Here is a 20,971-nt window from a genome sequence, read left to right as displayed (position 1 = left end):
GCTCGGAGCCGAGCATCTTGCCGGCCGGGCCCATGACCGCCTCAACAACATCGGCGGCCTGCCCGAACCGCTCGGAGCCGAGGAGTTGAGTGGAGCGCTTAAGAGCGTCGCCGGCGGGCAGGATCGCCGCCATCGGCATCCTGGCCGATCCCGAACGGCACCCCCGCCTCCCGGTTCGGCGACCCGCAGCAGCTCGTCCCCGAGGTCACCGGTCCGGCTGATGGTCAGGCCGCCGGTCCGGTCGTCGACACCACAGCCCACCGAACACCTTGCACCACCACAACGCCGCCACTGACCAGAGCCGGACGGACTCGGTGCTTTTGGGGTATGTCGGGCGGTTGCTGTGCGTAGCGGGTCAGGCGGTGCGGCGGGGTTTGGTGCCTTTTGGTGGTGAGCTGGGCGTTTGCGGAGCTCGCCGGTGAGCAGCAGTCCGACCTCATGGCGGACGGCGGGCTGGTTGTGGGAGCCGAGCGGTCGTCCGTGGCCGGGCCGGGTGGTTTGGGTGCACGGGTGAGCGGCGGTGTCTTTGTGCGCAGGTTCCGGAACCCTCTGCGGACGCGGGCGGGAGTGAGCCAATCTGGGTCAGAGATTTCTCCCAGGGGGCGCAGGTTGGCGGTGAGGTCCCGCGCCAGGATCTGTCGACCTGGACGAGGGAGTCCTCGCGATTCGCGAAACGAGATCGGACGATGACCTGGACCCCGACGACACCAAGTCCGATGCCGGTGACCGCACGGTCACACTCGATGCCATCACGGCCGATCATCTGCGGGCCTGGAGAACCCGGCAGAAGAGCGAGCGGCTCGCAGCCGGTCCGGCCTGGGTGAACTCAGGACTGGTGTTCACACGCCCGGACGGCTCCCCGCTCCGCCCTGAGTGGATCTCTCAGCGCTTCGAGTTGCTCATCACGCAGTACGCCGCCATCAGACGGCGACACAAGAACCAGAAATGGGGAATCCCTCAGATCGCCAAGCGTCACCGGGTCGGCGAAGCGAAGGTGCGAGCCGCACTCGCCGGAGGACCGCTCCCTCCCATCCGGTTCCACGATCTGCGCCATGGCGCGGCCACACTGTCCCTGGCGGCGGGGGTCGAGATGAAGGTGGTCAGCGAGACGCTGGGGCATGCGCGGTCGTCCTTCACCGCTGACGTGTACGCCTCCGTGGTCCCCCAGGTCTTCAAGGCGGCCGCCGAGGCGGCCGCGGCCGTGGTCCCCCGCCGCGTCGGCCCCCCATCGGCCCCCCAACACGAAACCAGCGGCTCCCTCGACCCGAAGTAGATCAAGGAAACCGCTGGTCAGAGGCGGAGGATCGGGGATTTGAACCCCGGATGGGCTTGCACCCAAACCGCATTAGCAGTTCCATTTTTGGCGTGTTATGGGGTAATTCGCGGTGCTCGTAAGTCCACATTTTCGCAGGTCAGCGGCTGTATTGTACTGCCTCATCCCTCGTGATCCATTGCAGTTCGTGCGCACCCTGTGCTCACCAATCGCCGATGACCTCAAGGGACAACCACTGGCCAACTGAGTACTCGCCGTAATGTTAGCGAGGCTATTTCGCCAATCGAAATCTGGGCTACCGCAGGCGGCGCGCGAGAGTGTCGGCTCGGCGGCATGTATGAGCCGGGTGCTGCCTATGTGCCGCTGCGCCGCTGGACTCGTCCGAGATCTGTGGTGACGGTCGACCGAGCTTCCTGGGTTCGTACGGAACCAGGATGTACCGACAAGTAACGTGATTTCATGCCTTGACTTGGTGGTCGACAGAAGAAATCCTGCAATGTTCCGCGCCCCGCGGGACGCAGGGAGATGCGAGATCGATGACATCTGAGCACAGTGAGACGCCGTTCGCAGCCGTCCAGCGGCCCCGGCCGCTACCGGTGATTGTGCTGGCGGACGTCAGCGGAAGCATGACCGAGCACGGGAAGATCCAATCGCTCAACCTGGCGATTGCGAGCATGGTCCGAGCGCTGGCCCATGAGCGTTCCCCCCGGGGGGAGATCAACATCGGCGTGATCACCTTCGGCGGTCGGGGCGTCGTGCTACATCAGCGCCTCGTGCCCGCCGCCTCGGCGACGTGGGCGGATATGGAGGCCATTGGTGGCCCGGACGGCACGCCGATGGGCGACGCCTTCGAGATGGCCCGGCAGATCCTCGATGACGAGGAGATGATCCCGGCGCGTGCGTACGACGTCACGCTGGTACTGATCTCGGACGGTAGGCCAACGTCGGAGTGGCGGCCGCAACTGGACCGCCTCCTGAGTTCCGAGCGCGGTGCCAGGTCGCTCCGGCTTGCGGTGGCGATCGGCCCCGAAACCGGCTCGGCTGCCTATCGGGTGCTGGAGTCGTTCGTGGCCGATCCGCTGTATCCGGTGATCCGAGCAGAGGAGGCCGACCGGATCCCAGAGATCTTCAAGTACCTCACCCAGAGCATGAGCGTCCGGGTCAACAGCGCCCGCCCCGACGACGCCTCTGTGTTCGACCCCAGCGAACTGGCAGATCTGAGCGACTGACCATCTCAACACATCAACGGAGGGTGCCCCGCAGCCGATGGGAACGATGACGTGACCGCACCTGTGTCCAGCCGGCGGAGGCGCCGGACCTACCGTCCGGGCGACATGGTCCATGACGACCGAGGGGAGGCCCTGCAACTGCACGCTGAGATCGGCGGAGGTGGACAGGGAACCGTCTGGTCGCTGACCGGCGAGCGAGCTGCCGTAAAGATTCTCAAGCCGGAAGCCCAGATTGGCGCCGAGGAACTGCGGGGCAGGTTGGCGGCCGTACGGCGCTTCGACCTGGCCAGTATCCCGATTGCGCGCCCCTTGTCATTGCTGGTCGGGGACGAGGTCGGCTACACCATGGAGTTGTTGGCGGGCATGACCGCCATCGGTTCGTTGGCCACCGTCCCTCCTCAGGGAGTGGCCGAGTGGTTCCAGAGCACCGGCGGACTGCGTCGGCGGCTAAGGTTGCTCGCCCTAGGGGCCGAGGCGCTCGACCGGCTCCATTCGCGGGGACTCTCCTATGGTGACGTATCCCCTGGCAACATTCTGGTGTCGGCGCGCAGCGAGCACGACCAGGTGCACCTCATCGACCCCGACAATGTGTCGGTGCACGCACGGCCGTTCAAGGCGGCGCACGTCACCCCGGGCTACGCTGCACCCGAGCTCATCACAGGGACCTCTGGTCAGGACACTCTCACCGACGTGTTCGCATTCGCCGTGCTGGCCTTCGAGATTCTGGCATTGGTGCATCCCTTCCGCGGCGACGTGGTCGACCAGAGGCCAGAGCTAGAGGCGCCTGCGTTCCGAGGTGAGTGGCCGTGGATCGACCATCCGTCTGACCGTCGTAACGAGAGCAATCAGGGACTCCAGCGGGAGATGGTACTCACCAAAGGGCTACAGCGGTTGGCTTCGCTGACTTTTGAAGAAGGGTTGCGGTATCCCGAGCGACGGCCTTCCATGCGGGAATGGCACGACAAGCTCGACCAGGCTGCACTCTTGATGCTCGCTTGTCCCGCATGCGCTGGCACGTACCACGCCAGCCTTTCCCAGTGTCCCTGGTGTCGGGCATCGGCGCGCCCGCCGGTAGTGCGCTGCGACGTCCATGGCTTGGTGCCCGCCGGAGCGGTGCCGGGAACGGCAGGTGACGCTGAGACGGACCGGCTTCGGTCGCTGATCCTCGCCGCCCACCAACCGCAGGTAGTGGCGGCACGCACCGGGCTGCTGCGCCTCGACCGGGGGCCGTCGGAAGTACCGGTCGATCCCGGCGAGCCGCTGGTGGAGCTGTCTTGGGACGGCGGACCAAAACTCATGGTTCGGCGGGTGGGAAGGCATGAGGTCTATGTGGTCAACCGATCGGCGCGGCGTAGTTCCCAGTTGGCCGTGGGTGAGACCTGGCCGCTCGACCTGGCCGAATCCGGGCGCTGGACGATCCATTTCGGCGGCCGGAACGAGATCCATCGCTTCATTCGAATACTCCTCCCCCGGCAGGGGGCGTGATGGCCCCTAACGCTCAGGCTGTGAGCACCCCACTGGTGGACGCACTGCCTGGTACAGCTGCCTTCGCATGGGTGGACGTGCCCCGAGGTATGCGCACAGCCGGGCTGAGCGGCCGGGAAGTCCTTCTCGAACGACTCGGGCCCGCGCTGATGGCCACCTACGTCGCACCGGACGGCGACACCCGCACCCACGCGCCGCAGGGGCACGCCGAACACGACGACGAAACGCTTCGCACCGTCGTGACCGAGAACAGCCACATCATCGCCTTCATCGATGATCTCGATCGGGACAGCCAAGGCCGCGACTGGCTACGCCTACGGATCCACGAACTGGCGGGCCGCTTCGACTGGGGAGAACTGCGGGTCGGCGCGGACGAGGCGGCGCTGCTCTCCGCACGGAGCATCGCTGGTCCCGAGCAGGTCCGCGGGAGACGCCAGGAACTCGGTTGGTTGGAGCGGCAGTTCCTGTTCCGTGACGCTCCCGGGCGCCCAAGTCCACTCAACATGCCCGGTAGTCAGGGCCACGGTGGCCTCTTGTCGCGTCGGCTTGTCGCGCTTGTGGCGCCTGGGCAGGAGATGGCTGCGCCGGCAACGTGCCGACTCGTCGGCGGCGGCGTCGTCGCCACGCTCCGCCAAGAGGACGGCGAATGGCGGCTGCGGCAGGTGCACCGGGAGAGCCGGTCCGCCCGCGACCACGAACGGGTCGTGCTGATCCACGTCCGCATCGAGATCTTCGATGCGACGGTCAAGGCCGGGCTCAAGCGCCGGATGCGTGATGAACTGACGCGGCTCGGCAGCGGGGAGGGCGAGCAGACGTTCATGGGCGTTTGGCGCCGTTACCACGAGATGGAGAACCGGTACGCGCTGCGCCGGATGCGTGACATGGACTTCGTGGAGTACGCGCGGTGGTCCTACATCGATGAGAGCGAAGACGTCGTCCGCTTCGAAATCGCCCGCGGCCGGGACGGGCTGCTGACAAGACTGCGGGAGGAACTCGACAGCGGTAACGCGGCGGATCTGGAGTGCACTGTGCAACTCCCCGAGGTCCTCGGTGGGGCGGCCACGGCCGACCCAGTGGCCGGACTGCTGGAACTGGATCTGGCCATCGGGAACGAGGTCGGCGAGGTTGTTCACGCCGACGTCGAGAATCGTGTCGTGCATATGCGGATGATCCGCCGCGGTGACGACGAGGGACCGGCTATGCCGCCGCCCCAGGGATTCCTTCACGCTGCCGTGCGGGGCGACCGCCGACGGCTCGAGCGCCGTCAGCGGGCGCTGCGGCGCCTTCTCAAGGGACACATCCCCCTGCCGCAGTTGCTCCCGCTCCTCCAAGGGGTCCCCGAGCGGGGTAAGGAGGAACCGAGCGTGCCGGCACTGTCGCCCGCTGCGGTGGCATGCTTCGGCGACGATGGCCCTAACGCCGAGCAACAGCTAGCGCTGGCCGCTGCGCTCAACACCCCCGACATCGCTGTGATCCAGGGGCCTCCCGGAACCGGCAAGACCCAGCTGATCGCCGCTCTGCAGGTGCGGCTCGCCGAGGTGGGACGCGGACACGCCGTGGTCAGCCGAAGCATGCTGCTCACCAGCTACCAGCACGCCGCGGTGGACAATCTGGTCGAGCGGTCCATGGTGTGGGACCTGCCCTCGGTGAAGATCGACTCGCAGAACCGGGGCTCCATGGCGCACATCGAGAGCTGGCGCTTGGCGACCGTGCGTGCCCTTCGGGAAGAAATGGACAGTACCCCGGACGGCCGCCGCACCATGGCGATGCGCGAGGTGGCACGGCAGACCGCCGAGTACTGCCAGGCACCCTGGCCCGCCGAGGAACTGGTGGAGCGGCTTGACGAGATCGCCGAGCGGGTGGCGGGGTTGGTGCCCGACCTGCTGCTCGGCCGGCTGGAGCGGATCGCGACCGAATTGCGTTCCGTGACGCGGGTCGCCAACCTTCAGGCGGACCCGCGGCGGGACAGTGCGCTGCGCGCGGTTCGCGGCATCCGCTGCGCACCGGTTTCCTTCGGGGACGACGGTCCGATGATGGCGGCGTCCGCCCTGGAGTACCTGAACCGGATGCCCGTCGCCGACAACGGGCACAGGGAAGTGCTGGAACGCGCCGCCGACTGGGACCGCGACGAGCCACCGCCCTTCCTGGACGAGCTGGCGCAGGTGCGCGACGCGCTGCTGGACCGGCTCACCGACCGGGCGGACCGGCTGTTTCGGCCGGTGACCCGGGAGGACGTGGCTGACCTGCTCAACGAGATCGTGGACGAACTGGACGCGCGGCGTAGGGAGACGGCCGAAGGGGCGCACACTGCGCTGGCGGAGTACCTGGAGGAGCTCGAAGGCGACCCGGAGGCTGTGCTCGCCACCCTCCGCCTCTACACCACGTCGCTCGCCGCGACATGTCAGCAGGCGGATTCACGGGCCGTTCAGGAGGCCAAGGACGGCGAGAGGCTCTTCGACACGGTCATCGTTGATGAGGCTGCTCGGGCCAACCCGCTGGACTTGCTGATCCCCCTCACGCTGGCCGCCCGAAGGGTGGTCCTCGTGGGGGACCAGAACCAGCTTCCGCACATGCTGGAACCCGATGTGGAGCAGGAGCTCCGGTCCGACGCGGGCGACCAGTTGGCCATGCTGCGGGAGAGCTTGTTCGGGCGCATGTTCACCCTGTTGCACAGGGGCGACGCCTCGCCGGGAAGGCGCAGGGCGGTACGGCTCCGAAAGCAGTACCGGATGCATCGGGTGCTCGGCGCCTTCGTTGCAGACGGCTTCTACGGAGGCGACCTCGAGTCGGTACGTCCCGATACTGAATTCAGACACGGGCTGGAGGACTATGAGGGCCGGCCGGCGGCGTGGCTGCGGGTGCCGCGCGCCGTCGGGAGCGAGCACGGCGGGCAGAGCAAGTCGCGGACAGCTGAGGCACAGGCCATCGCCCGGGAGTTGAGCCGCCATGTCGTAGACCGGCCCGACCTGACGTTCGGTGTGATCAGCTTCTACAGCGCGCAGGTCCGGTTGATCTGGGAGGAGCTGGTCAAGGAAGGGCTGGCCGAACGCGACGGCTCGGGCTACCGGCCGGTGAAGGAACTGCGCTGGGACGCCGACGGCGTCGAACGCGACAGGCTTCAGGTCGGCAGCGTCGACGCGTTCCAGGGCAAACAATTCGACGTGGCGCTGCTGTCCGTTGTCCGGTGCAGTCCACCGCTCAGCCTCGATCCAGCTGCGGCGGCACCGGAGCACCCGGAACATGCTGATTACGAGCGGTGGGCTCGGCGCGCCTACGGACACCTCATGTTGTCGAACCGGTTGTGCGTGGCGATGAGCCGCCAGAAGCGGCTCCTTGTGGTGGTGGGCGACGATGCCATGTTCACCTCGCGGTTGGCGCCGCCCGCGGTAGAGCCGCTGACCAGGTTCTACAACCTGTGTGCACCGCCGTCCACGAATGGGGTGCTGCTCGATCCGCCACCTGCGGAGCCTCGCCGTCCCGGCCGGAGATCGGCGCGGGCTCGCCGCGGTACCGGAGAGGCCGACCGGTGAGCGAGCGGCACACGTTCGAGATCAGGCGCGGCGTCTTGCAGTTCCACCGGCCGCCCGACTCCGGTGAGCTCGTGTTCCTGTGCTGGCCGGTGCTGGCGTACCGGGTGACCGCACCTGTGCTGCGGGTCCGGCATCTCAACATCATCGAAAAGGTCGTCTTGGCACTGTGCCGGGCCGGAGTGCGGCAGCCCGAGGACATCGCGGCGAAGATCCATCAGAGCGCGGAGTTGTGCGAGCACGTGCTGCGGCAGCTGCACGCCGACGGCCGGGTCGACCAGCGTGGAGCACCGACAGACCGGGGGGTGGAGACCTTGATCACCGGCCGGGTCGGCGAGGAGCCGGAGTACGTGGTCACCCACGTCCTGCAGGACCCGCTGACCGGTCGGCTGTGGCCGAGAGCCGCCAGGGACCTGGTGTTCCAGCGGGTCAGCGGTGTCGGAGACGGTCAGGCTCGGCTGAGGCTCAACACCGCGGGCGCACCCCGTCCGATAACGGCGCGGATCGTCGGAGATGGAACGGACCTGGTGCTGCCGCGCCCGCCCTCCGCACAAGAGATCATCAACGCCGTCGGCGCGCAGCGCAAAGCGGAGCTCGCCCGTAAGGCGGAACGGTTCACCGACTTGCGCGACGGCCGCACGCCCAGCGCGTCCACCGTCGAAAGGGACCTTCAGGCTCTGTCCACCGAGCTGATGCTGCCGCACGACGCCGAGGTGCGCCAAGTGCTTGACATCGGCCGCCCGGCGGCCGAGTACCTGCTGGTATGGCTGGAGAGCGGGAGCGAGCCGGGCGACGGACCGCAGGTGCGGGATCCCTTCGGGCTGGACCCGAACCCGATGCTGCGGCGACTGCTGGCCGACTGGAACCGCGAGGACCCAGGACTGGCGGACGCGGTGTCACAGGCGACCGACGACTCCTTCGCCCGCATCAGAGAGAACTATCGGACAGTCCGTGAGACGGTCGGCCGAGCGGCCGAGATACGGCTGGTGCAGCAGCTCGGAAACGAAGTGCGGCGCCGCCCCGGGACGCTCAAGCTGCTCCTCGGGCTGGAAGAGGCGGCGGCACGGGGTGGTGAGTCGGGGATCGAATCGGTCGCCCGCGAGGCCTATCGCCTCTACGAGTACCTGCTGCGGCGGCTGGTGGCCGAGTATCCGCCACCGGAACGGCCGAGCTGGGACGCGGGCAACCAGACGGCGGCCTGGGAAACGGTGAAGGCAGCGCTCAAGCGCGCCGCGAAGACGCTCGGTCTGGACGAGCCACACGACGGCGGCTACCTCGGAGCCATGAGCTTCTCCCGGACGGCGATGCTCGGCTATCCGGAGGCCTATCGCCGGACCCACGACATCCGCGCAGTGATCAGCTTGGACAAGGCCACCATCCGGCAACTTCTGCCCTACGCGCTGATCGCGGCGGTCGATCCGAACAGCCCGCACCACCGGGACCATCCGCTGCGCGCACTGGTCGGAGCCCGCTCTGGCCTACTGATCGAGCTCGACGAACTCGGCAGGCTGCGCAACCGGGGCTCGCACAACACCCGGGACGCCACCGTCGAAGAAGACGCCGAATGGTGTCGGCTGCTGGCCCTGGACGCCGCCCGAGTCCTCGTCTCCATGCCCCCACCACCCCCGGAAAGGACGTAGCGACCTCCATGGCAAAGAGGAACAACAGGACAGGTGGCAACCAACGCGGCGGCGCGGGCTCCAGCAAGCAGGCCAGGGCGGCAACGAGCGAGGCAGAGCTGCTCAAGAAGGCCGAACAGCTTGAGGCCGCTGAGTCCGAACCGGCGTCGGAAACCGGACCTGATGGGGAGACGGCCGTGGAACCGGTCAAGGAAGAGGATGTGACGGGACCGCTTACCGTCGACCGGTTGCGGCGCGCCATCGCGCAGGTCGAGACCGTCCGGAAGCGGGCGGATGCCCGGCAGGCCGCACTGGACAAGAAGCAGGCCAAACTGGACGACGATGTCGCCGAGCTCGCCGAGAACCGCTCTGAGCACCAACGCAAGAAACAGGACCTACAGCGCCGAGAGGAGGCGCTGGACGCCGACGAGAGTCGGCTGGCTGAAGAGCGGGAGCGATTGGCGGACCTGCAACAGGAGGCCAGACGAGGCTTCGCCGGATACCGGCGGGAACAGCTCGACCTGCTCCAGCAGGAACTGGACGACCGCAGGGCCGAGTTCGAGCAAAGGCAGCGCGAGCTGGAGAAAGAGTACGCGGACCGGCACTCGCAGCGCGAGCGGGAATTTCTGACGTCCAGCGCCGAACTTGATGAACGCGAGGCCGCACTCAACCGCAGGGACCTGGAGCAGAAGCGTCTGGACCGCCGGTTGGCCGCCCGTGAGGAACATCTCGACCAGGAGGTCGACGACCGGATCCGGGAGCGGATCGCCGGATTGCAGACCGAACTGGAGCTGGCCCGCCAGGACGCCGCAGGTCACCGGCAACAGCTGGAGGCCATGCGGAATCTTGCCGAGCGGCGGGCCGGTGAGCTGGCGCGGTACGAAGCGGCCGAGGCGGAACTGAACGGAATGGGATTGCAGGAGGCGGCCGCGAAACTGCAGCGGCTCCAAGAGGACAACCGCGAACTGCGCACGTCGCTGGCCGCCAACCCTCTACGGGACCGGGAACGGGTCGCCGATCTGGAAGCCCGCCATCACGACCTGTTGATCGAGCGCGATGAGCTGCTCCAGCAGAACGCCGAACTGCGCCGGCACGCCACCGCGACGATGATCTCCGCTACCGAGCGCGAGAACGCGCGCATGATCAACCAGGCGCTGCAGCGGCAGAATGAGGTGCTGACCACCGAGATCGACCAGCAGTCGGCACGGCTCAAGCAGATGCAGGATGTGCTCAAGGACAGCTCGCCCTTCCCGGCTTGCTCGGCCATGGACGCGGACGAGGGCTATCAGGTCGCTCCCGTCCTGGGCAGCCAGCCGATCCGGTTGCGTGATCTGATTGCCCGGATTCGCGGCCGGATGGTCATCGACCTGGGGCTTTACTACTCCGAGGCTGATCTGCGCTGCTTCGTCGCCGGGCTGGCCGCCAGCCGGCTGCACCTGCTGCAGGGCATCAGCGGAATCGGCAAGACCCGCCTGCCCGAGGCGTTCGCGCAGATCATCGGGGCCGGGCGGGAGACCGTCGCCGTCGCCGCCGAATGGCGTAGCCCACAGGACCTGCTGGGCTATTACAACGCCTTCGAGCGCAAGTTCTACGAATCGGAGTTCACCCAGAGCCTGTACAAGGCGCAACTGCCGCTGTATCGCGATAAGCCGTTCGTCGTCGTGCTCGACGAGATGAACTTGTCGCACCCGGAGCAGTACTTCAGTGACCTGCTGTCGGCGATGGAACGCAAGGAGAGCAGTCCGGGCGAGCGTCAGTTCCTCCCCCTCATGACCGCCCCGGTTTCACCGGCGCCGCGCCTGCTGCACGACGGCCGTGCCTTGGAACTGCCTGAGAACGTCTGGTTCATCGGAACCGCCAACAATGACGAGACCACGGTCAGGTTCGCAGACAAGACCTATGACCGCTCGCACGTCCTGGAACTGCCGCCCAAACCTCCGCGCTTCGAGCCGGGCGAGGTCCAGCCCCTTGCCCCCGTCTCGTACCGGACGCTCATGAACGCTTTCGACGCGGCCGAGGCGACCGACGGCGGTGAAGCCGAGAAGGTGCTGGCCTTCCTTGACGACGGGCTTGGAGAGCGACTGCGCGGCGACTTCGGGGTGTCTTGGGGGAGCCGATTGGAGCGGCAGGCCAGGCGATTCGTCCCTGTAGCGGTCGCCGCCGGGGGGCGTCCCGGGGAGGCTGCCGACCATCTACTGGCCACCAAGGTGCTGCGCAAACTGATGGGTCGCGTCGAAATCGCGCCCGGCGACCTGCGGGAACTGCACGAGGAGATCACGGTGTTGTGGTCCTCTGCCTTCCCCGGGACCGTCCCTCGCAAGTCCCTGCAGGTGCTCGAGCGCGAGATCAGGTCGCTGGGGCTCGGATGAGCGGGCGGCCAACGCTCTGGGACCGGGTCACCGGTGCCCCGTGCACCGTCCCGCAAGGCACCGTCCTGCTCGGCCGGTACCAGATTCCGCAAGGTGGGCGCGGCTACGCCGTTAACAGGACGGCCATCGCATCAGGTTCGTACCTTGCGGCCGGAGCCAGGGGGTGGGAGCTACGGCATGGCGCTGAACGATGGCAGGGCGACTTCGGGGCCAGCCCGACCCCGACGCCGCTCGCCATGGAAAGCATCGCAGTCATCGCCGCCAAAGTGGCCGACCTACGCGACAGGAAGGCGCCACTGAACGAGTGGAGCGAGGTCGCCCCCATGGTGAACGGGGTGTCACAACGCCTGCACCCGCATCGCTTGGAAGATCATCTCCGTGCGGAACTCGGTTACCTACGGGCCGTATGCCGCGCCCCACACGCACGGCTGCGCACCGAGCATGTCCTGGTGCCGGTGAGCAAGGCCCGACGGATGACCTGGCGCACCGTGGTGCATCTGGCGGCGCACAGCGAGACGTGGGAGGCGCGCAGGCTCCACGGCGTGGAACCCGCCCAACTGCTGACACCTGTACAGGTTGCCGACCACGATCTTTACGAGAACCGGGTAGTGAGCACCCTTCTCGACCGCCTCTGGCGACACGTCCTGGCGAGGATCGCCGAGATCGACGCGATCGATTCCATGATCCGACAAGGGCAGGGCTTGCTGGAGCAGGCCGAGGCGCGTCCGGACTGGCGGCAAAAGCGGCGCCTGTATACGTTCATCGCCGAACTGCTCCAGCACGACGACCTATCCGACCGCATCGAGCAGCGGCGAGCGGAACTGCTGGCACTGCGAGGAGCCCTGGCCCCGCTCCGCAACTCCGAACTGCGTGCGGGGATTCGCGGCCCGTACACCGGGCCACCGCGGTTGCGTCCAACCAACCTTTTCGATAACGACGTCAACTACCGGCATTGCCGCAGGCTCTGGGACGCGGAGGTCGCGTCGCGTCAGAGCTCGGATGACCGTGACGACCTCGCCGAGGCTCTGACCACATGGTGTCGCGACTTCGCGTACTACACCCTGATTCTCATGCTGCGCTCGTTGGAGCAATTCGGTGTAGTTCCGACCACCACGGAGGGCCCGGGGATCGGCGAACCAGGGCCTCGCTACACCTACAGGAAGCATGACGTCCGGCTCGACTGGAACCGCGATGACACCTTCACCCTGCTGCTCGACGACGATCCGGTACTGCGGGTGGTCCCCGTCCCCCATGCGCTCACTAGGCAACCAGAGCACCTTGACCAGCATCTCAAGGCTCTCCGGCGAAGCGGCGGCGCCGAGGTCGCAGTGCTGTACCCCGGTGAGCTGGTCGAGCGGGAGCGAATGCCGCCGGACCAGCGCATTGCTGTACACGATGCAGCCGGGACTGCCGCACTGCCCATGATGGTGCCGGTCAGCCCTGCCGACCTTGGCAGCATGGGCCGGCTTGCCCGGGCACTACGGGGGGTGCTGGACGAACGGATCATGTTGGAGTATCCGGCACGGGTACCTCGCGGGGTCGCCGGGGACGAGTCCCTGGCGCGGCGTTTTGGGTGGCTTGACCATCGGGATGGGCAACTGCTCGTGACCAGGCCGCCTCTCACCAACGAGGTCGAGCCCTTGGACGCGGTACTGGCGGGGCTACGCACTCGCGCCGATGCGGCACGCAGGCAGGGGGACAACCAAGAAGAGATCAACAGGCTTCGTGCTGGGCTGCTCGCCGCCGTGGACCAGGTCAACAAGCTGACCCATTGCCCGATCTGCTCGCACCGCCCCGAGAACCCTGCCGCCAACTTCACGGTACGCGACGATGACACCTACCGTTGCCGCTGCTCGAACTCCAGTTGCAGCACCGTGTGGGAGTTGCGGCGGTGCCTATCGTGCCAGGCGCGCTACTCGGTGCTGATCGTTCCATCGTCGGCCAACCGTCCCGGCGGCCACGGCGACCTGTTGGACGACAGGTTCTCCCAAGACCTGCTCGCCGTACCGTGCTGGCACAACGCACGAAGCTATATATGCCGCCACTGCGGTGTATGTCCGGAGTCATCCGCTCAGACTTGCGAGCGCTGCCTCCTACACAAACCTCTGAACTGAACGATGCAGAGGAGAGGCGACCAGACCGGTTCGGTCACCACCCATGCACAGTTTCGGGATGGTCAGTTTCAGGTACTGGCGCTGAGGACCGCGTCACAGGACCCGCTCATCGCCGTTAACTTTTTCTGTGGCCTTGCCACGCGCGATCTGAAAACGTACGAACATAGGTGTCGAGCAGTCCGTGGTCACGTCCGTTCCGAACCCTCGAGGACGGGGACCTGTGTTCTTTCATGTCAATGCGCTGAAGAGCGGCCCCCCGACGTCAAGGAGTCCCGATGTCCTTCGCTGAGCACATCGCGCCGATCTTCCGCGCGGCCATGGAGCTCCTGCGGGACGAGGGGCGCCCGCTGAAGCCCGCCGAGGTGCGAGAAGCGGTCGCAGCGCGGGTCACCATCGATCCAGAACATGAGGAACCCAACGCGCACGGGCAGATTCGCTGGCATGCACAGCTGGGCTTCCGTACCGGGGAGGCGGCCTCAATCGGTTGGATGACCAAGAGAAACGGTTGGGCGATCACCCAAACCGGGATCCAGGCCCTCAAGGACTTTCCGGGGGACGAGCTCTATCGAGAGTTGGGGCGCCAATACCGGGCCCGGCGCCAAGCGAACGAGACCAGGACCTATGTCGATCCTCGCTGGAAGCGGGTGCGTGAGGCGCTGACCCAGGTGACGCCCGGATCTTGGACGACCTACGGAGACCTCGCCGAGCTGGTGGGCATGGCGGCCCAGTCGGTGGGTGGTTTTATGGCCGAGTCGGGGGCGCAGGGTGCGCACCGGGTTCTACAGGCTAGCGGCAAGATCTCGCCAGGATTCCGCTGGCCGGATCCGGAGCGGACCGACGACCCCCGGGACGTCCTGCAGCAAGAGGGACTCAAGTTCGACGACGCCGGCCGCGCGGATCGCACAAAGCGGATCACCGCTGACGACTTCCGAAAGATGTTCTCGGACGCGAAGGTGCCCGCACCTCTCCCTGATATCGAAGAAGAATCCGAAGCTTCGGCCCCGTTCGACCAGTTCCAGCAGAACATCAGCTATGCACGCCAACTTATCCAGGGAGGGCAGAATCTGGAACATCTAAAGGTTGGCGCCTTCGATGTCACCGACCTTTACCGAGCGGCCTGGAGCCAGGCCGTCGCCGCGATCGATCACTGGGTCACCCGGGAGATCGTCGATCGAGGCGTCGTTCTCGCGCTGCGTCCCGGCGCACCACGGCCTGCCAAGTTCGACAAGCTGACCATGCCCGTGGCGCTCTTCGAGAAGATCCATCACCACTCCGAGCCCTTGGCCGAGGTGTTCCGGGCCCACCTGGAGCGGGAGTTCGAGTACAAGACGTTCCAGAGCCCTGAGAAGATACAAGAGGGGTTCGCGCACGTCAGCGAAGTCAAGCTCTGGGTGAAGGTGGCGGAGATCCTTACGGATCAGGATCCAAGATCTCCGGTGACCTCCGATGAGGTCCGGGCAAGGATGCGAGAGATCGCAAGACGCAGGAACAACATCGCCCATACCGCTGATCACAACCCCGATCAACCCGACCAGAAACTGCCGATCACCGCCGATGAGGCGGAAGAGACCATCGCCTGGCTCGAGTCGATCGCGCTCGCCATCCAGCAGGCTCTCGGTGACCCCGCACCGCCGACGATCGATTACAACTCCGCACCGGTGGAAGCAGGCACTTTGGGGCCTGCGCCGGCCGCCCCCGGCGAACGCCGCGATGACACACCGCATGCGAAACCCGGGTGGGACGAGGAAAGCCTCCTCCAAGCCATCAACCGATACTGCCCCGGCAAGGTCGCGCATACGCTACTAGCGGTGTACAGGCACGCTGAACGGCATGCAGCGTTCCGTGGTTACCATTACGGCGAAGGTGAGTATCCATCCGTCACGGCCCGATTCAGCGTCGGCACTGACGAGGCGGCGACCTGGAGCATCTACATCGGCGTCACGAAATCCATACTATCGATCAACTTTGCCGAACTGCGGGACCATGGCGTCTCTTCCCAAACACTCCGTCACCTCGCAGGTAACCTGTCGCAACTTCCTGGTTGGACAGATATTGCTCAGCAATTGAAGAGAGCTGACTACAGCGCACGTGTCTCGATCGAGTCCGCCGTGCTGGCTGCGCCCAGCACAGCAAATGTCGTTATCGAGGCGTTCAACGCCCTTCTGGTGTCAGTGAGCGACCGATCGTAAGCGAAGACCGTGGCCCGGTTGTCGACCATCCCGGCCTGGGAATTCTCGCGGCGCGTCCTGTCGGAATCCTCGCTGGGGCCGCTGCACCAGTCCCGTTCTTGAAACGAGGACCTGCCCGAGACCGCGCAAGGCAGGCAGGTCGGCGAGATCGACAAACGCGCCTTCGCGTAGAGAAGGGCGCCAGGGTACAGGTGGCCGGGGCGGGAGGTGCGAGTGGCGATCGCATGGATGAGGGTCGTGGGCGCTCTACGGGTCCACGCGAGCGCGATGCGCCGATCGGGTCGGGCGCTGAGCGGGAGATCGTCGTCGCGAAGACGCCGGCTGGTCAGGTGGGCGAGCCGAAGTGGCCGGTGCGGTTGGTGGAGGCCGTGAGGACGGTGGTGGGAGGCATCGCCGTTTCGCCAAAACCGACATATGCCTACAGGTGGGCATGGATCTCTCGCTATGAGAAAACCCAAACAGCGTGCTTCATGTGCGTTGCGGCCGTAGCCTCCTACTGTTCTCGTGTCGGGCGGGGCTGACCGCCCGCCTCACCGGAACCCGCGCGACCGTCCTCCGGCTTCGCGCGCCCAGGAGAGATGGAGCCGCAGATGGAGCGAGTACTCATCGTGGTCGTGGTGATCCTGGTGGCGCTGATCGCGGCGCTGCTGGCCGCATTCCTGAAGTGGCTGGACGGTGGTCGGGTCATCGGGTCCATCGCGGCCGGGGCCGCTGCTTTCGCCGCCGCAGTCCCGGTGGTCGTCCTGCTCATGAAAACAGGTGGCATCGCGTGAGCAAGGACGCGGGGACGGCCGGCCCGGTCGCCAGGAGGAGTGGCAATGCCGTCTGAAATTCAAATGCCCGTGCGTGACCTGGGTGGGGTTCTGGGATTCCATGAAGCCTGTCACGTCGTGGCCGGACTCATAAGTCTGAGGGCTCAGGCGCGAAATAATCCGCAGGGTGACCAGTATTCCTTGTGGAACTGGCTCCTGGATGGAACGGATAAGCACCAGCGGCAGATGGGGCTTTCAGTACGAGAATGCTTGCTCCGGTACCAAGACGAGGAGGGGCGCGGATTCGTGTCGCGTCTTCCTCCAACGGCCGACGACGCGCTACGTCGCCTGGTCAAGGCGATCCACCGAGCCGACCATCTCGTTGAGTGCCTGGACCAGTGCTTTCAGGACCTGTCCGAGGCGAACGCGAAAAGCGGGGATTACTTCACCCGCAGCGACGTCGTGCGGTTGATGGTGGCAGCGGCTGATCCTCAGGAAGGCCAGCGAGTGCTTGATCCGGTGTGCGGTTCAGCCGGATTGCTCATCGGCGCCGACCGCCACGTGTCCGAGCGCACGGGCCGGCCATCGAATCTCAAGCTGATCGGCCAGGACGTCCACCCCTCCGCGCTCCATGTGGCGCGGATGAACCTGGCCGTCCGCGGCATCCACGCGCGGCTTTCCGAGCCGGTGGACAGTCTCGCGCGGCCTGCCGAGTCCTCATATGACATCGTCCTGGCCAATCCGCCGTTCAACGGCCCGTGGCGTGCCGACCCGCGCACGGACGATCCGAGGTGGTCCGACGAGGCGGCGCCCCCTCAAGACAATGCGAACCTGGCGTGGGTCCTCCACATCGTCCACGCGCTCGCTCCTCGAGGTAGAGCGGCGATCCTGATGGCGGAGGGGGCCGCGACCGGGGCACGACAGGTGGAGCAGCGAGTGCGCGGACGGCTCGTCCAGGAGGACGTCGTCGAATGTGTGGTTGCCCTGCCACCGGGCCTGTTCGCCCACAGCCGTGCCCCCTGCTGTCTGTGGCTTCTCAACACCGACAAAGGTCCCCGTGATGAGTGGGGCAGCAGTGACCGTCGGGGCAAGGTCCTTTTCATCAACGCGCGGAAGGCGTACGAACAGGCGCCGAGGCGTAAGCGTCGCCTCAGCCCGGAAGGGGTCGAGCAGGTGGTGCGGACACTCGGGGCGTGGCGAGAGGTGGATGGGCAATACCGTGACGAGGCCGGTCAGTGCCGTTCCGTCACCGCCGAGGAGATCGCCGATCAGCGATACGACCTGCAGCCGCTGAGGTACACCGATGAGCCCGGCATCGACGAGACCCTGGAGCAGCGGCGGATCGACGAGCTTGCTGCCGAACTCCGGGAGAAGTTCGAGGAGTCGCGCGCCCTGGAGGCCGACCTGCTTCAAGTCTTGGACGAACTGTGATGCGCGCACTCGATGGTGAGGGCTGGCAGCGCAAAACGGTGGAGGAGGTAGCGGACCGGAAGGTCACCTACGGGCTTCAGGAACACGAACTCCCCAGCGGCCGGGGGGTGATCAGAGCCGGTGACGTCCGCGACGGCCGCATCTGGGCGTCCCCCCCGGACCCTGCCACACCGCTGGACGGCAGGGACAGCCGTGCCATCCTCGCCGAGGGCGACCTGGTCGTGGTACTCGTCCGCCGGGTGGGTGACGCGGCGCTGATCGACTTGCGCCATACCGGCTGGGTGACGACGCGCTCGGTCGGCATTCTCCGCGCACGCGACCACCACATCACCCGCTGGCTGAAGATTTGGTTCCAGACGCCGGTCGCCCGCGCGTGGTTCGACCGGCATGTGTCGGCGCATGTCGAGCCGACCTTGAGCCTCGACCGGCTGAGGGCGATGGAGGTGGTCGTCCCTCCCCCCGGACAAATCGCGACCCTCAGCCGACTTGTCGAGTTGATCCAGGACAAGAGGGATCTGAACCTGCGGATCGCCGCGGACACCGTCGCCTTGGCCGACGCTTATCGCGCCATGCTGACGCGACGGCAGCGACAATCATGGACACCTTCCACCTTCGGTGCCATCACTTCGATCATGACCGGGCGGCCAGGCCCACCCCAGGCCGCCGTGAGCGGTGTCGCGACGTGCCGGATAGCGCCGGCCGACGTCCTGCGTGCGGATCCGCCTTACATCGAGGGAGGACGGGAAACACGTGCCGAGCCGGGGGACGTCTGCGATCCGGGAACCGTACTGGTCGCGTCACGACTCGAGGGGGCCCGCGCAGCACTGACCTTGTCGCCAACCACCCCCGGTCGGGGAGTGCTCGCGGTACGCCCGTCCGATCCCTCGGACTGCTGGTGGCTGCTGCACGAGCTGCGTTCCAGAAGTGAGGAGCTTTCTAAGATCGCGCAAGGTCGGCAGAAAAGGGAGATCAGCCGGCGCGCGCTCTCACGGTTGGAACTGCCCTGGCCCGATCCTGAGGTTCGCAGGCGGTTCCAGGAAGTGGTCGAACCCCTTCACAACAGAGCCCGTGCGGCCCTTGAGGAGAATCGGCTGCTGGAGGAATTGCTCGATCGGGTGCTGCGGAACGTGTCCTCGATCGCAGCACGCATCTGACGCCATCACCTTCGGACCGCCCTTCCGGAGGGGACGGGCTGTGGACTCCCGTCGCCTCAGGTGACGTGATGCCAGGGGACGCCGGGAGCTCTTCCTTCTCGGCTGCCCGCGCGCCTCAGCCGTACTCGGTTCCGACACCGGTGTACTGGAGCGCACTCTCCACGGCCACGAAGCCGACGCCACTGGATGCCGCCGGCGACTGAACGCCGGCCTTCGGACGGTCTGAGGTGGGTCGGCAACTCGTCACGACATCGCTGGTGCTCAGGCAGCACCGTCGGCGTACGAGTGCCTGCAACACGCCGTCACTCCCGTCCGCCCAGTGACGCAGAGGTGATCTCTCGGGCGGGCCCCGGTCCGCTGCAGTGCTCCGCCTCGCTCGATGAAGCCCACCTGTCGGCAAACGCGGCGGATTTTCTCTAGGGATGTGCCGTGACGGGATGCGGTTGACGTCTGCGCCCGGGGACGGGCGCAGAGGGCGGCCCGTGCGAGGAGTTGGGCTGGTGGGCATCCAGGCCGGGGGCTGGACGACCCACGGTGCCCCAACGAGTCGGGGCCGCTGCTGGGCTGGTCGGTGCCGGGGTGGTCAGTGGGTGTCGGCGGCGGACTGGACGGCGGTGCGCAGGGCCGCACGGGTCAGCAGGAGGACGGGACCGTCCGGGTCCTTGCTGTCGCGCACCGCCACCACCGCACCGGACACGTCCGCCAGCTCGACGCAGTTGCCGCCGTTCTCACCGCTGCGGCTTGCCTTGCGCCAGGTGGCGTTGCTCAGGTCCATTTCTCCAATGCCTCTCTGATCATGTCCCGGGACATGTCTTCGGGGAGCGCCCTCGCTCGCAGCTCTCGGAGCGATTCGGAGAGTTTGGCGAGGTCCGAGGGGTTGTCGGTCGTGATGCCTCGTACCGTCGTCTCCATGTAGGCGACCTCGCTCCGGTCATCCATGGTAGCCACCACGAAGGCGCCGCCTGTGCCCGCCGGACGCCCATTGTTTCGGACGATCTGGATGGTGATGTTGGGTAGTTCGCTGAGCGCGAGCAGGTGCTCGAACTGCTCGCGCATCACTTCGGGCGACCCCACCAGGTAGTCGAGCACCTTCTCGCTCAGGAGCGCGGTCAGCACCGTGGGGGGCGCGTCCTCGCGGGTGAGGATGGTCTGGCGAGCCAAGCGGGCTTCCACGGCTTCGTCCGAGGTGAGGAATGTACGGGCGTAGGCCGGAGTCTGGAGCAGACCAGGGACGATGGTGTGTTCCCAGGTGACGAGCTCCGTGGCTTCGGATTCTGTTTGCGGCCAGTTGAACCAGATCGGGACCGGGTGGCCGTCCTTGTTGAGGTCCTCCCACAGGCTGATGAGCGAGCCGCTTGCCTCTAGGTAGTCGTCCACGAGTTCCACGAAGGTTCGCGTGGCGCGCTTCTTGCCGCCCTCGATCCGGCTCACTTGGGCGGGGCTGACTTTCGTCAGGTGGGCGATCGTCTCCTGCTTGATGTCCTTGGCCTCCCGCAGCCGTCGCATCTGGCGGCCGAACGCGACGAGGGCGGGGGAGTCATCGGGACGCTGACGCCGTACGGCCATGGCGACTTACCTCTCTCGGTAACTTGCACATACATCTCTCTCCGTGCCGTTGCAATCCACTTAAGGAGTGCATGCGAATCCTAGCTCCGAAGTGGCTGTATGTGTGCTGAAGGACACACATAGTGAGGAGAGGTCATGGGGCAGGCGGCGACGGAGAACGAGATGGTGGTGAAGCAGGACCTTGCGGTCGTCGCGGAGGTGCGGCGGTTCGTGCGGCTGGTCACCGGCCAGTGGGGCATGGACGACTTCGTCCCGTGCCTGGT

At 66.5% G+C, this 20,971-nt stretch carries 13 protein-coding genes; 11 read left to right on the top strand and 2 right to left on the bottom strand.

Annotation, left to right across the window (positions count from 1 at the left end; all coding sequences use genetic code 11):
- The first annotated feature begins 835 nt into the window (after window positions 1-835).
- From E1289_RS03265 to E1289_RS03215, 11 genes are all read left to right on the top strand, one after another.
- Window positions 836-1,273: a tyrosine-type recombinase/integrase gene (locus E1289_RS03265; protein ID WP_165970313.1), complete on the top strand. Its 438-nt coding sequence runs from the start codon at window positions 836-838 to the stop codon at window positions 1,271-1,273.
- A 536-nt stretch (window positions 1,274-1,809) separates the two neighbouring features.
- Window positions 1,810-2,502: a VWA domain-containing protein gene (locus E1289_RS03260; RefSeq protein WP_131975120.1), complete on the top strand. Its 693-nt coding sequence runs from the start codon at window positions 1,810-1,812 to the stop codon at window positions 2,500-2,502.
- Window positions 2,503-2,607: 105 nt separating this feature from the next.
- Complete coding sequence (locus E1289_RS03255) at window positions 2,608-3,987, top strand: hypothetical protein (RefSeq protein ID WP_131975118.1); 1,380 nt, start codon at window positions 2,608-2,610, stop codon at window positions 3,985-3,987.
- A gap of 149 nt (window positions 3,988-4,136) precedes the next feature.
- Window positions 4,137-7,517, top strand: coding sequence for an AAA domain-containing protein (locus E1289_RS03250; RefSeq protein WP_131975116.1), 3,381 nt, complete (start codon window positions 4,137-4,139; stop codon window positions 7,515-7,517).
- Window positions 7,514-9,154, top strand: a complete 1,641-nt coding sequence (locus tag E1289_RS03245) for a hypothetical protein (RefSeq protein WP_131975114.1) — start codon at window positions 7,514-7,516, stop codon at window positions 9,152-9,154. The genes E1289_RS03250 and E1289_RS03245 overlap by 4 nt, the downstream gene beginning before the upstream one ends.
- An 8-nt stretch (window positions 9,155-9,162) precedes the next feature.
- On the top strand, window positions 9,163-11,502 hold the full coding sequence (locus E1289_RS03240; protein ID WP_165970312.1) for an AAA family ATPase: 2,340 nt from the start codon (window positions 9,163-9,165) through the stop codon (window positions 11,500-11,502).
- A gap of 236 nt (window positions 11,503-11,738) precedes the next feature.
- On the top strand, window positions 11,739-13,616 hold the full coding sequence (locus tag E1289_RS03235) for a hypothetical protein (protein ID WP_131975110.1): 1,878 nt from the start codon (window positions 11,739-11,741) through the stop codon (window positions 13,614-13,616).
- A 275-nt stretch (window positions 13,617-13,891) separates the two neighbouring features.
- Window positions 13,892-15,805, top strand: coding sequence for an MGMT family protein (locus E1289_RS03230; protein WP_131975108.1), 1,914 nt, complete (start codon window positions 13,892-13,894; stop codon window positions 15,803-15,805).
- A gap of 578 nt (window positions 15,806-16,383) precedes the next feature.
- Window positions 16,384-16,578: a hypothetical protein gene (locus E1289_RS03225; protein ID WP_117397240.1), complete on the top strand. Its 195-nt coding sequence runs from the start codon at window positions 16,384-16,386 to the stop codon at window positions 16,576-16,578.
- Between the two features lie 45 nt (window positions 16,579-16,623).
- Entirely contained in the window at window positions 16,624-17,988 is a 1,365-nt protein-coding gene (locus tag E1289_RS03220) for an N-6 DNA methylase (protein WP_131975106.1), read from the top strand.
- Entirely contained in the window at window positions 17,988-19,142 is a 1,155-nt protein-coding gene (locus E1289_RS03215) for a hypothetical protein (protein WP_131975104.1), read from the top strand. Before E1289_RS03220 ends, E1289_RS03215 begins: the two co-directional genes overlap by 1 nt.
- A gap of 583 nt (window positions 19,143-19,725) precedes the next feature.
- Here E1289_RS03215 and E1289_RS03210 read toward each other — a convergent pair.
- Window positions 19,726-19,917 carry a DUF397 domain-containing protein gene (locus E1289_RS03210; protein ID WP_131975102.1) on the bottom strand — a complete coding sequence of 64 codons (192 nt, stop codon included), beginning with the start codon at window positions 19,915-19,917 and terminating at the stop codon, window positions 19,726-19,728.
- Window positions 19,908-20,708 (bottom strand): helix-turn-helix transcriptional regulator, encoded by an 801-nt coding sequence (locus E1289_RS03205; protein ID WP_131975100.1) that lies wholly within the window; start codon window positions 20,706-20,708, stop codon window positions 19,908-19,910. Before E1289_RS03205 ends, E1289_RS03210 begins: the two co-directional genes overlap by 10 nt.
- Window positions 20,709-20,971: the final 263 nt, after the last annotated feature.

The sequence above is a fragment of the Actinomadura sp. 6K520 genome, from assembly GCF_004349245.1.
In the GTDB taxonomy this organism is placed as follows: domain Bacteria; phylum Actinomycetota; class Actinomycetes; order Streptosporangiales; family Streptosporangiaceae; genus Spirillospora.
The sequence above is the reverse complement of the archived record's forward strand: the minus strand, read 5'-3'. Positions and strand labels throughout refer to the sequence as shown.